The following is a 13,118-nucleotide window of genomic DNA, read 5'->3' as shown; positions in this document are numbered from 1 at the left end:
ACTTACCAACCGTTCTCCGCAATCTAGTCTGGAGTGTTTTATGACAGCAATACTATCTCAGCCTTCTCTACTTAAAAGCCACTCATACATTGGTGGCGAATGGGTAGAAGCCAAATCTGGCAAGACTTTCGCTATTACTAATCCGGCAAATGGCGAGCACATTATCGATGTTGCGGATTTAGGCGCAGAAGAAACAACGCTTGCCGTTGAAGTGGCTGAAAAAGCACAGAAAGAATGGCAAGGCCGCACGGCGAAAGAGCGCGCCATCTTATTGCGTCGTTGGAATCAGCTTATTCTAGACAGCCAAGATGACTTAGCGACATTGATGACCTTGGAGCAAGGCAAACCGTTTGCTGAGGCAAAAGGCGAAGTGGCTTATGGCGCGTCTTTTATTGATTGGTTTGCCGATGAAGCGCGTCGTTTGAACGGCGATGTGATTCCTACTTTCGCCAAAGACAAGCGCGTATTAACTATTAAACAGCCAATTGGCGTCGTGGCAGCCATTACGCCTTGGAACTTCCCGATTGCTATGATCACCCGTAAAGCAGGCCCTGCATTGGCCGCAGGTTGTGCGATTGTGATCAAGCCTTCTGACGAAACGCCTTTGTGTGCTTTGGCTTTGGCTGAACTTGCGCATCAAGCAGGCATTCCAGCTGGCGTATTGAACGTGGTTGTAGGTAAAGACGCGAAAGCGATTGGTGGCGTATTAACCGGTCATCCAACAGTACGTAAATTGTCTTTTACCGGTTCTACGCCAGTAGGCAAATTATTGCTTTCCCAGTGTGCACAAACAGTTAAACGGACTTCAATGGAATTGGGCGGCAATGCGCCTTTTATCGTGTTTGACGACGCCGACCTAGATGCCGCTGTAGAAGGTGCAATTGCGTCTAAATACCGCAATGCGGGTCAAACTTGTGTTTGTGCAAACCGAATTTTAGTGCAAGAAGGCGTGTACGATGAATTTGCAGAGAAACTGGCTAAGCGCGTTTCGACCTTTAAAACAGGCGATGGCTTTTCAGAAGGCGTCAACATTGGACCGCTAATCAATCCAGCGGCGATCAGCAAAGTGGAACAACTTGTTGGCGACGCTATGGCAAAAGGCGCGAAAGCCCTCATCGGTGGATCAAAAGCGTCTGCTGCTGGCGCGCAATTCTTCGAGCCAACGATTTTAACTGGCGTCACCGAAGACATGGATATTTTCTCTAACGAGATCTTTGGCCCTGTTGCGCCATTGTTCAAATTTAAAACGGAAGAAGAAGCCGTAGCCATGGCAAACAATACCCCATTTGGTTTGGCATCTTATTTCTATTCCCAAAATATTGCACGTATCTGGCGTGTTTCTGAAGCTTTGGAATACGGCATGGTGGGCATTAACGAAGGTATTATTTCCAGTGAAGTGGCGCCATTCGGTGGTGTGAAGGAATCCGGCAGCGGCCGTGAAGGTTCTCAGTACGGCATCGACGAATACGTTGAAATCAAATACTTGTGCATGGGCGGCTTGGCGTAAGGTTTCGCCTTACTCAACCTCTCTTAGCTAAATTAACAAGCGGAGCAACGCGCCGCTTCATGTACATAGAGCATGCTCTAAAGGTGAAAGACAAAATGAAAAACGCTGATCTACAAAAACGCAAAGAAAGTGCTATCGCTCGTGGCCAAGGCAACATGGCGCCATTGTATGTCGACCGAGCTATAAACGCTGAGATCTGGGACGTTGAAGGAAAGCGTCATATCGACTTCGGTGCGGGCATCGCTGTGGTAAACACGGGTCACAATCACCCGAAAGTAAAAGCCGCCGTTTTAGCACAAGTAGAACGCTTCACTCACACTTGTGTGATGGTAAGCCCATACGAATCTGCGGTTGCCTTGGCAGAAAAGCTAAACGCTGCGGCACCAGGTAATACGCCGAAAAAATCTATCTTCGTCACAACTGGTGCCGAAGCCGTAGAAAACTGCGTAAAAATCGCTCGTGCATACACGGGCCGTCCGGGCATTATCGCCTTCAATGGTGGTTTCCACGGCCGTACAAATATGACCATGGGTCTAACAGGCAAAGTAAACCCTTACAAAATTGGCTTTGGTCCTTTTCCAAGCGATATTTTCCACGTGCCTTTTCCAAATGAATATTTAGGCATTACTGAGGAGCAAGCACTTGCTGACCTTCAAATGCGCTTCACTTGTGACATTGAGCCATCTCGTGTCGCAGCTATCATCATTGAACCAGTACAAGGTGAGGGTGGTTTCTACCAAGCATCAGCAAGCTTCCTACAAAAGCTTCGTAAACTTTGTGACGATCACGGCATGCTCTTGATTCTTGATGAAATTCAATCTGGTTTTGCTCGTACAGGCACGATGTTTTGCCACGAACAAGCAGGCATTGAAGCCGATTTGATGACAGCAGCGAAAGGCATTGCCGGTGGCTTGCCACTTGCGGCGGTTGTCGGTAAAGCGGACATCATGGACGCGCCAATTCCTGGCGGCCTAGGCGGCACTTATGGTGGCTCTCCTGTTGGCTGTGCAGCAGGGCTTGCGGTTTTCGAAGCCATTGAAGAAGAGAAACTATGCGACCGAGCGGTCGAAGTGGGTGCTCACTTTGTTAAACACCTTAAAGAGATGGAAGCGCAGTATCCACAAATCATCGGCGATATTCGTAATGCTGGCGCGATGATCGCAGTAGAATTCGTCCACGACGGCGATGTGAATAAGCCTTACCCAGAGCTTGCGAAAAAACTGTCTGCCAAAGCTGGCGAAAACGGCCTAGTGCTACTTTCTTGCGGTATCCGCGGCAACGTTATTCGTTTCCTACCTGCTTTGACCATCGAAATGGACATCATTGACGAAGGCATGGAAATCTTCAAACGCTGCTTTAAAGAGCTTGTATAAGCTTCTTATTTGAGCGGCTTTGTTGAGTCGCTTTTTTGGTAAACAAAGCTTCCGCTTGCAAGAATGATCTTGCTGCAAGCCACTGTGGTGACACAGTGGCTTTTTTATGCGGACATTTTTATTTGCAGCGCTGAATGCTGCAGTTGAAAACAACAGTATTCATTAGATAATCTGAGAAGTTACTGAGAATCTTTGGATCGTGTCTCTTCGCGTTCCGTGTAAGGTGGAAGCCCCATATCACGGCGTAAGTAAGCAGGTAAATGACGAGTAATTGCCATTTGCTTTCTGACGACACGTCTGGCTTTTTGTATTTGATACCTATTCTTTAGCATCTCATAGCTTGCGACTATTTTCTGATTCAACCACAACAATAACGTCCACATACTCACACCTCCTGTTGATAAGAGCTTTATTGTGTCGTCAAAAAGAGGTAAAAACGAATGCTATATTCTTACAGGTTAGATTAGAAAATCTTATGGATGATGTTTTATGAGCAATCGCGTTACTCACCTCAAAGCCGCCCATTACTTTTCGGTGGCGAGCCAAACCTTGAGTTACACCAAAGCCGCAAAGCAACTGCATGTATCACAGGCGGCGGTGAGCCAGCAGATTCGTTTATTAGAAGAATACCTAGGTGTGCCGCTGTTTTATCGTTCTGGTCGCGATATGCGCCTAACTAGCCAAGGGCAAGTCCTCGCGGAACACCTGGAACAAGCGTTTGAGCAGATAGGAAAAGGCTTAGAAAGTGTCAAACTCGAACCCGTTGGCGGAACGCTGCTCGTCTCTGGCTTACAAAGCTTTGTGTCTTTATGGCTAATGCCACGCTTATGGCGTTTCTCAGACCGTCAAAAGGACATCACCGTAAAACTCTTCTCATCAGACGAGAGCAGAGACATACATGCAGGCAAAATAGATGTCGGTATCGATGATAATCAGCATCTAACGGTAGATAGAGCAGATACGGTTAAACGAACACTCATATCATCTGACATCATTCCCGTTTGCTCGCCATCATTAGCCTCAAGAATTGGCTTATTTCAACCGACTGATTTATTAAAATGTTGGATGATTCAGATAGACGATTCTTCCTATCAATGGAAAAAGTGGTTTGAAGAGCAGGCGATTTGCCCCATTCGCAGCAAAAGTATTCTGTGGGCAGAAGTAAACTCTTGGTATATGGGAATCAGCGCGGTAAAGGCCGGACATGGCGTCTTTTTATGTCCAAAATTCATGGTTCAAGAAGAACTTGATAAGGGAACACTCGTCCAAGCCTACTCAAAAGCATTAAATGAAAAGATCGAATTTTACGCTTATTACGCCAAAAACTCCCCAAGAAGGGCTCGGATTGAAGCCTTTGTGGATTGGATGAAAGAAGAAAGTCTCGGACAGAATAACCAACTAACGAAAATAGAGCCTCATCAGCCACTGCCTTGGCCTTAAAAAAGGCGTTTCCAGAGGACCAGAAACGCCTTATAAAGTTAAACTATGTCTTTTATTGAACATCCATAAAATTCTGTACCTTTTGGCCTGCAAATAAATGATCGACTATAGCCACAATCCGAGCAATTAATCCTTCGTTATCACAAAGTGAGGCAGGAAAAATATCGTCCCTTTGAAGTAGGGCAACAATTAAGTTCCTAGTGTTATCTCGATAACGGCAAACTAATGCAAATAACACAGCTTCAAGTGGATCATTGATACTTTGTTGATTCTGCTCAGCATCACAAAGAAAGGCTATCCAGCCAGCAATACCAAGTTCGATAGCGGGAGCGGCAAGAGACTTTTCCTGCAACTCAGTCAAAACACTCAACCAACGTTGTGGTAATTTTTGACTGCCATCCATCGCAATTTGTTTAAGCTGATGTTGTAAGCTGTCGTTTTCAAAGCGCGCTAACAGCTTTTGGCAATATGTGGCTAATTCTGTTTGGCTAAAACTCGGTAATGTCGGAGCCACTTCTCGCATCATATAGCACTCAAGAAAAGCACGAATATCCTTGTCTTGCATGGCGTCTGCGACTGTTTTAAAGCCAGCAATGGGTCCCAAGTAAGCCAATAGTGAATGACTACCATTGAGCATTCGCAGCTTCATCATTTCGTAACTGGATACGTCATCCACCATCTGAACACCAGAAGACTCCCACTGCGGGCGCCCTGCAGGGAAATTATCTTCTACTACCCATTGGCTAAATTGCTCGCACTTCACCACGGTAGGCTCACTGATACCAGTGTCCATTTTGATCATAGCAAGGTCTTGCTCAGACACAGCAGGAACGATGCGATCTACCATGGAATTAGGAAACGCAACGTTTTGCTCAATCCATTGGGCGAACTCATCATCCTGTGATTTGGCTAACGCTACAACCGCGCCTTTCGCTCGAATACCGTTATGAGGCATATTGTCACAAGACAAAACAGTGAAGGCAGCTATGCCTGTCGCACGTCGGTGTTTCAGTGCTTCAACAATCAGACCTAACGCTGTTTTAGGTTGAGATGGATGCGCTATATCATGCCCAATTTCAGGAGCTTCCAGTAATAGCTCTCCGGAAGACGGCGCTAAGTAATAGCCTTTTTCCGTAATTGTTAGAGTGACTATCTTGGTCGCTGGAGCGCTCATTTGCTTGAGTAGCGCAGCTCTTCCTGCATCGGAGCCACAGAAAAACGTATTCTTAATCGCTTTAATTTCTCTTAGATTAGCGTTGCTCGTATCCGCATATTCCACCACATGATAACGATGCTTTGCAGCTTGCATCTGTTCAACCAGTTTGTAATTAGAACGGATATTCGCACTGGCAATCATCCAATCACCGCCATGCTTTGCAAGAGTCTGCTCTAAATACACTGCTTGATGAGCTCGATGAAAAGCACCTAGACCAATGTGAACTATGCCTACATCATGCTGACTTGATTCAATTTGGCTATCTATACGTTGAATTTTTATCATAATTCCATCCCAAACTAGCCTATTGATATAAAAGCTATATTGCCGTTACTGCTTTTTTTGTTACTGGTAATTCACAACGGCCTGCAGCATAAAGCAAACAGGCGTCATCAAGGGTGTTGCTAAATTAATATCGCAGGGGATTTTTAGATCGATTTAGGGAACTCAATTCCTGCAGCTTCGGCTGATTGCTTGAGACGGTCTAACGTTTCATCATTTAATCGGATGCCTTGAGTTTTTGACTGCTTAGCACAAGAAAGCCCAAATTCTCCTGGTACTCGAACAGGTTTGCCTTCTTCTTTTGGACGAGAAGCTAAACATAGCTCAGTCAATTTATCCATTTGCTCTTTAAAGGCTTCTAAGCCTGCAAAAGCTTCTGGATCAATCAATTGAATATAAACATTACCGCCCCATCTCGAAACATCATCTGCTCGGCCATGGCCAGACAGTCCTTGCGTGAGCATTTCGACCATCATGCTAAAGCAGTAACCTCTATGACCATAATCAGTGCCACCAATAGGAAGGATTGCGCCACCATCATTAATGACTGTGGCATCCGTTGTTTCATTCCCATTCTTATCTTGCAGCATTGGGTATGGCATCGGTAAGCCAGTATTTAAATGCTCTCTGACTTTCGAGAAGGTACAAATAGAAGTGACAGTATCAATGATCACAGGGTCGCCATTGGTTGGATAACCAATGGCCCAAGGGTTAGGGGTCAAAACTGGATCAATCCCCCCAAACGGAGCGACAAGTTTACCTGCTGGATCAGATGTAGAAACAATACAAATTAAGTTCTTATCAGTGGCTAATTTAACGTAAGTAGATAGGCAGCCTATATGATGTGCTCGATTAATGGATGCTGTGACGACGCCATGTTCTTTTACTCGTGAAAACGCCTCATCCATAGCCTTATTCATCATCCAGATTCCTGGAAGATACTGTGCATTCCATACAAATGTCGACCCGGTATCATTAACGATTACAACATCATCTGCCTCTTGCATTTTTCCTGCTTGTAACTCCGGAATATAGTACGGAATTAAAGACAAACCATGCGTAGTAAAACCTAACTCATCACTTTGAATTAATAACTCTGCAGTGATACTTGCCCTATCATCAGGCATTCCATATTGACTTAATAATTTGGTTCCTAATGATTTTAATTCGTCACGGTTATAATAAGTAAATTTCATTTTTTACTCCATTAAAGTAGAAGGTAGTATCAGAGAAATATCTGGAAATATAATTAATAAGATTAAAAATAATACGAAGGTTAAAATAAATGGTATTGATGACTTAAAAAAATCTTCTGTTTTACAGTTCAGTAGACTACAAACGGTAAACATACAAATTCCAACTGGCGGCGTATTTGCCCCAATTAGAATGGTTGTCGTCATCACTATTCCAATGTGTACCGGATCATAACCAATTGAGGTTAATACAGGTAAAATGATCGGAGTTAATAGCAGAATACATACAGATCCATCTAAGATCATTCCGAAAATCAATACAAGCAGTAAACAAAGAATGAGAATCAAATATTGATTATCCGTAACACTTGAGATGAAATCACCAGCCTCTACAGGTAGCTGCTCTAATATTATGGCGTACCCTAGTGCTCCAGCAGCCATTATCAAAAACATCACCATACCTAAGTCTACAGCAGAGTTTTTTAACGCTTTCTTCAAGCCATTAAAAGATAATTCTTTGTAAATCCATCGTCCTACAATTAATGCATAAACGACAACAAAAGCGCCCGCTTCACTAGGTGTGAAGAGGCCAAGTCGAATAACAAATAGCAAAAAAACAGGAAACAGAAGCGCCCAAATATTTATCCTTGCACTGTGAGATACTTCTTTAAACTTAGGTAATCCAGGTAGTTCAGGCTGTATTTTATAGTGTTTTGCTATCCACCAACTTAATAGCATCTGCATAACAGTGAGCAGTAAACCGGGCACGATACCGGCTAAAAATAACTTGCCTATTGATACGTTTCCTACAAACCCAAACAATATCAAACTGATGCTGGGGGGAAATAACCCAGTTATCAAAGAGCTGTATGCAATCACATTGGCAGAATAAGGAACCGGGTAGCCTTTACGCTCCATCTCGGGGCCAATCAATCGACTTTGCATGGATGCATCAGCCACAGCGGAACCAGAAACACCACCAAGAATTGCGCTCATAAAAATAGATATCTGCGCTAAGCCACCAGCCATCCAACCAACAATATATTTAGTGAAATGAAACAAGCGAGCAGCAATACCTGTTTCATTCATAATGTTCCCAACGAGAATAAATAAAGGCACAGCAAGTAAGGCAAAATTCTGTGTTGGCGATGCTATTTTTTGATAAAAAATAGTAAATGGTAACTCACCAATAAAATGAAAATATATTGCTGACGATATTAAAATTGAAAAAGATACAGGCATGCCTATAAAAATCAAGATAAAGAACACTATAGTTAATGTTAACATTCTATACCTCTACCTTTTCTTTTTTTGATTTATAGTATCCTAATTTTATTATACAGGTTTCCATGTGAGCGATAATTGTAATAGACATTAGGAACATAGATAGAGGAATGACCGGCATAATATATCGATATGGAATACCGGTCGCATTGAACATTCTAAATTTATAAACATGAATTAATTCTACGCCTTTGGTGATAGAAAAAATGGTAAAACCCAACATAAGTATCAGAACAAATAACTGAAATATGTTTTTAGTCTTTTCATTTAATTTTTCAACAAAGTATGTGATGCCTATATGTTTGTGTTTCTTTAGTGTTATATCAACACACACAAAACAAACAACCATAAAAAGTATTTTAGCAATTTCAACAGACCAAATTATCGGGTAACCCATGCTTCGTGCTACCGCAGCGGAAAACACGAGTATAACGATTAATGACAAAATAATTTGAGATAAAATCACTTCTATATGATATATAGAGCGACTGATTTTATTAAACATAAAAAGTCCTTAAAGCTAAATTTAACAATGGGCTACCTTATTTTGGTATGTTATTTTAAACTTGCTTCTACTTTTTTATATTCACTCGATAGACCTATAGAGTCGAATAAGCCTTTGCTATTTTCTTGAAACTTTTTAATATCAACTTTATTAAGCTTCATGCCATGCTTTATAGATTCATCGATATACTTTTGTTCATTTTCAAGAATAGTCTTGGTTACAAAATCTCCTGAATTGGAGGCTTTTTCTTTTAACAATGCTTGATAACCTTCTGGTAGAGATTTAAGCCACTGCTCTCCCACTACAAGATAAGTCATTAAAAAAGCATGATTTGTCGGTTGGATATAATTTGCTACTTCATAGAGCTTTGAATCATAAAATGCAGCTGGGTGAACTTCTACACCATCAATAACTTGTTGCTGTAAAGCTGTATAGGCTTCATTCCAAGGCATTGGAGTTGCTGTACCACCTAAAATCTCAACAGTTTTCACGCCGATAGTTGAACCAGCAGCCCTAATGCGCATGCCTTTTACGTCAGCTGGTGTCGATACAGGTTTTTTGGTAATCAGCATTCTAGTTCCTTGGAACCAATTTGCAGAGAGAATAACTAAACCACCTTTTTGTTGTAGTTCAGCCTCTAATTCCTTGAATGCATCTGATTTATAGTATTTCTGCGCCTGCTCTAAAGAGTTAAAAACATAGGGGCTAGCTAGAACACCGAAATCATTCACATAGTTTTGCAAACGTGATGGATCAGCCATCATACTCACATTAGAACCAGCTCTCGCTTGTTCAATCAGGTCGCCCGTTCCGCCAAGTGAACCACTTGCGAAAACGTTGACTTTAATATCGCCGTCAGTGGCAGATTCTACTTCCTTTTTAAAATGAAATAGGCCTTTTGTCAGTGGGTTATTTGGAGCAAGTACTGTGCTCATATTTAACTTGTACGACTCAGCATTAGCCGACAAGCTGACAAGCTGACAAGCTGACAAGCTGACAAATGATACGGATGCAATTAATAATATTTTTTTGATGTTCATAGTCGTCTCCATTATTTTTTATTTTTGTATTTGATTAAGACAATTGGTCCTGATAAGAACTTATCTTATAACGTTATTTATCATATTAATGACAATTTCACTCACTCATCTCAACAAGCACTTTACGAGTCAGTTCTGGGTGATTTTCCATTAGTTGAATACCGTCGCCAATCTCGTTTAAAGCGATTCGATGGCTAATTAATGCCAAAGGATCCAAACGACCCGATGCAATCATTTCAAGTACTTGAGGAAAACGGCGGTTATTAAGGCGAGAACCCACTAATGTCAGCTCTTTCTTAATTACTTCAATTTGCGCTAAATCACTTGGTGTCGTGGTGAAACCAAGCAATCCAATACGGCCAGCAGGGCAGGCGATTCGTAGAATTTCGGGTAAAAGCGCCGGAATACATGCCGCATCAGCAATCAAAGGTACACCTTCTCCATTTGTCCATTCTTGGATACAGTCTTCTACTTTGTTTACCCGACTATTGATCACGTCCGTCGCACCAAGAGATTTGGCCGTTTCAAGGCGCTCATCAACAATGTCAGTGACAATAATGCGCTCGATGCCCATGGCTTTAGCCACTTGCACTATGGTCAAACCAATGACACCGGCACCGTAAACCAACAAGCTATCGCCTGGAATTGGCTCCATTCGAGACAAAACATTGGTGGCAATAGAATAAGGCTCAACTAATGCCGCTTGCTCAAGCGTGACATTGTCAGGAAGCACCAAGACATTGCTCGCAGGTGCGCTCGTATACTCACCAAAGCCGCCGTTACGATGTACGCCGAAAACTTGTAAATTCGCACAGACGTTAAAGCGGCCAGCTCGGCAGGCATAACATTTGCCACAGCTAATAACAGGATCGACGCAAACTTTATCACCTACATTAACATGCGTAACGCCTTCGCCAACCGCCGCGACAACCCCTGAAAACTCATGACCTGTGATTCGAGGAAATTGAACAAACGGATTTTGTCCGTGAATAATATGTAGATCTGAACCACAGATTCCCGCAAAGGCGGTTTTAATCAATACTTCACCGGCTTCAGCAACCGGCTGCTTGGTATCGATCAAGGCATAGTCATTTACATTTGCTACTTGAAACGCTTTCATAATTTTCTACCAATTCCACAAGGTGCCATCTTCTAAGCGGTTAACCGGAAGATAAGCAGGTTTATAGGGATATTTCGCAGCAAGTTCTTCATCGATATCCACACCATGACCAGGTACATCACCAGGTGTAAAGAAGCCATCGTTGAATTCATAAGCATGAGGAAAGACAAGATCGGTTTCCTTGGTATGCGGCATATGTTCTTGAATGCCAAAGTTAGGCACCCACGTATCAAAATGCAGTGCAGCGCCCATACAAATAGGGGAAAGATCCGTCGCACCGTGGAAGCCTGTTTTGACATGAAAGATAGCGGCAAAATCAGCGATGCGGCGTACATTGGTAATGCCACCAGCGTGGGTGATTGTTGCACGGATGTAATCAATTAGCTGATTTTGAATCAACTCTTGGCAATCAGATAAGCTATTAAAGACTTCGCCAATCGCTAGCGGCGTCGTCGTATGTTTGCGAATTAATTCATAGGAAGACTGGTTTTCAACAGGCGTACAATCTTCTAACCAGAATAAGTGAAACTTCTCGACTTCTTTGCCTAATCGCGCGGCTTGAATGGGCGTTAGACGGTGATGAGCATCATGCAAGATATGCAAATCTTCACCAAACTCTTTGCGAACCGCGGCAAAGAGTTCAGGTACATGATTAAGGTATTTTTCCGTAGACCAAACATGCTCTGCAGGTAAGGCAGAATCCGCAGGTTCATAAGGTTTACCGGCTTCTTTGGAAACACCGTAAGTTGTTGGAATACCGGGTATGCCACATTGAACTCGAACCGCTTTATAGCCTAATTCAACATGTTTACGAACTTCAGCAAGACAAGACTCAATGTCCAGTCCCGTTGCATGGCCATAAACCATCACTTTTTCACGGCTTTTACCACCAAGCAATTGGTACAAAGGCATTCCAGCTAATTTTGCCTTGATATCCCACAAAGCGACATCAACAGCGGCAATCGCCGTCATACCAACAGGACCTCGGCGCCAATAAGCACCGCGGTACAAATACTGCCAAATGTCTTCTATTCTCTGAGGGTCTTTGCCAATAAGGGCAGGGATAACATGGTCTTCAAGGTAGGAGACAACAGACTTTTCTCGGCCATTGAGCGTCGCATCGCCAATACCGTAAACGCCTTCGTCTGTTTCTATTTTTAGCGTAACCAAATTACGCCCAGGACAGGTTACTATTACTTTCGCTGATCGAATTTTCATAAACTACGATACCTAATTATTTTTTTTGGTATGCCAAATATCTATGCTTCCGACAAAAGTAGCGGAAAAAATCGTCATAAACAAGTATAAATCATCATATTGGCATACCAATATTCAAATATTTGCCTTTCTTTTGATTAAAATATCGACTTCTTAAGGGCTTTACGTGAAAATGGCATACCAAATTATCGGCAATATAACGACTAAGAACATTCCTATGGCAGAACGACTCTACAGAGAAATTGGCGAAAGCATTAAACAAGAAATAGCAAAATCATCTCTAAAAATTGGTGATAAATTGCCAACGGAACGCGTTTATGCCGAGCTATTTGGCGTCAGCAGAACATTGGTCAGGGAAGCCTTTATCATGCTTGAAATAGAAGAGCTTATTGAAGTAAGAAAGGGCTCTGGAAGTTATTTGAAGAACAATTCTGCGTTGCATTCAAAGCAAAAAGTGTCGGATGTGGGCCCATTTGAACTATTACAAGCACGACAAGAGATAGAAAGCTCTATCGCGGCTTGTGCGGCTCCCGTCATCACCAAGCAAGATTTGCAAAAGCTGCAGGACATTCTCGACATTGAAAGCGCCGAATTAGAAACGGTTGAAAAAGCCAATGACGCAGACCGAGACTTCCATCTGTCCATTGCGCAAGCAACGCAAAACACCGTGCTGCTTGATACTGCGACGCGCTTATGGGATATGCGTGATGGCAATCCGATGTGGAAAAAGCTTCATGCCCGCATACAAGACACGTCTTATCATGATCAATGGTTAGACGATCATAAAAAGGTATTGGTTCAGCTGCGTAAGCGGAATGCAGAAGGCGCTCGCCAAGCAATGTGGCAGCATTTGGAAAACGTCAAACAAACCTTGTTTAAGCTTTCCGATACCGATGCACCCGATTTTGATGGTTACCTATTTGCCCAGCCAAACAGCTAG

General features: G+C 42.8%; 12 protein-coding genes. 4 read left to right on the top strand and 8 right to left on the bottom strand.

What is annotated here, in order from left to right; all coding sequences use genetic code 11:
* The first annotated feature begins 40 nt into the window (after positions 1 to 40).
* Both ACO05V_RS02945 and gabT read left to right on the top strand, forming a co-directional pair.
* Positions 41 to 1,507, top strand: a complete 1,467-nt coding sequence (locus ACO05V_RS02945) for an NAD-dependent succinate-semialdehyde dehydrogenase (RefSeq protein WP_421847336.1) — start codon at positions 41 to 43, stop codon at positions 1,505 to 1,507.
* Positions 1,508 to 1,602: 95 nt separating this feature from the next.
* Positions 1,603 to 2,880 (top strand): 4-aminobutyrate--2-oxoglutarate transaminase, encoded by a 1,278-nt coding sequence (gene gabT / locus ACO05V_RS02940; protein WP_421847334.1) that lies wholly within the window; start codon positions 1,603 to 1,605, stop codon positions 2,878 to 2,880.
* A 179-nt stretch (positions 2,881 to 3,059) separates the two neighbouring features.
* Here the strand turns inward: gabT and ACO05V_RS02935 are convergent, their stop codons facing one another.
* Entirely contained in the window at positions 3,060 to 3,263 is a 204-nt protein-coding gene (locus tag ACO05V_RS02935) for a hypothetical protein (protein ID WP_212917111.1), read from the bottom strand.
* Positions 3,264 to 3,369: 106 nt separating this feature from the next.
* On the opposite strand from ACO05V_RS02935, the gene ACO05V_RS02930 reads away from it, so the two are divergent.
* On the top strand, positions 3,370 to 4,320 hold the full coding sequence (locus ACO05V_RS02930; RefSeq protein ID WP_421847332.1) for a LysR substrate-binding domain-containing protein: 951 nt from the start codon (positions 3,370 to 3,372) through the stop codon (positions 4,318 to 4,320).
* A 52-nt stretch (positions 4,321 to 4,372) separates the two neighbouring features.
* Here the strand turns inward: ACO05V_RS02930 and ACO05V_RS02925 are convergent, their stop codons facing one another.
* The 7 genes from ACO05V_RS02925 to manD all read right to left on the bottom strand — a co-directional run bounded on the left by ACO05V_RS02925 (position 4,373) and on the right by manD (position 12,178).
* The gene (locus ACO05V_RS02925) at positions 4,373 to 5,821 is read right to left on the bottom strand and encodes a mannitol dehydrogenase family protein (RefSeq protein ID WP_421847330.1); all 1,449 of its coding nucleotides are present in this window, start codon (positions 5,819 to 5,821) and stop codon (positions 4,373 to 4,375) included.
* Between the two features lie 143 nt (positions 5,822 to 5,964).
* Positions 5,965 to 7,014 carry an Ldh family oxidoreductase gene (locus ACO05V_RS02920; protein ID WP_421847328.1) on the bottom strand — a complete coding sequence of 350 codons (1,050 nt, stop codon included), beginning with the start codon at positions 7,012 to 7,014 and terminating at the stop codon, positions 5,965 to 5,967.
* 3 nt (positions 7,015 to 7,017) lie between these two features.
* Complete coding sequence (locus ACO05V_RS02915) at positions 7,018 to 8,298, bottom strand: TRAP transporter large permease (protein WP_421847326.1); 1,281 nt, start codon at positions 8,296 to 8,298, stop codon at positions 7,018 to 7,020.
* A gap of 1 nt (position 8,299) precedes the next feature.
* Positions 8,300 to 8,800: a TRAP transporter small permease gene (locus ACO05V_RS02910; RefSeq protein ID WP_421847324.1), complete on the bottom strand. Its 501-nt coding sequence runs from the start codon at positions 8,798 to 8,800 to the stop codon at positions 8,300 to 8,302.
* A 50-nt stretch (positions 8,801 to 8,850) separates the two neighbouring features.
* On the bottom strand, positions 8,851 to 9,840 hold the full coding sequence (locus ACO05V_RS02905) for a C4-dicarboxylate TRAP transporter substrate-binding protein (RefSeq protein ID WP_421847322.1): 990 nt from the start codon (positions 9,838 to 9,840) through the stop codon (positions 8,851 to 8,853).
* Between the two features lie 97 nt (positions 9,841 to 9,937).
* Complete coding sequence (locus ACO05V_RS02900; RefSeq protein ID WP_421847320.1) at positions 9,938 to 10,960, bottom strand: Zn-dependent oxidoreductase; 1,023 nt, start codon at positions 10,958 to 10,960, stop codon at positions 9,938 to 9,940.
* 6 nt (positions 10,961 to 10,966) lie between these two features.
* Positions 10,967 to 12,178, bottom strand: a complete 1,212-nt coding sequence (gene manD, locus ACO05V_RS02895; RefSeq protein ID WP_421847318.1) for a D-mannonate dehydratase ManD — start codon at positions 12,176 to 12,178, stop codon at positions 10,967 to 10,969.
* Between the two features lie 172 nt (positions 12,179 to 12,350).
* Between manD and ACO05V_RS02890 the strand changes: the two genes are divergently transcribed.
* On the top strand, positions 12,351 to 13,118 hold the full coding sequence (locus tag ACO05V_RS02890) for an FCD domain-containing protein (RefSeq protein ID WP_421847316.1): 768 nt from the start codon (positions 12,351 to 12,353) through the stop codon (positions 13,116 to 13,118).

It is taken from the genome of Marinomonas sp. (assembly GCF_965225885.1).
Lineage (GTDB): Bacteria > Pseudomonadota > Gammaproteobacteria > Pseudomonadales > Marinomonadaceae > Marinomonas.
The sequence above is the reverse complement of the archived record's forward strand: the minus strand, read 5'-3'. Positions and strand labels throughout refer to the sequence as shown.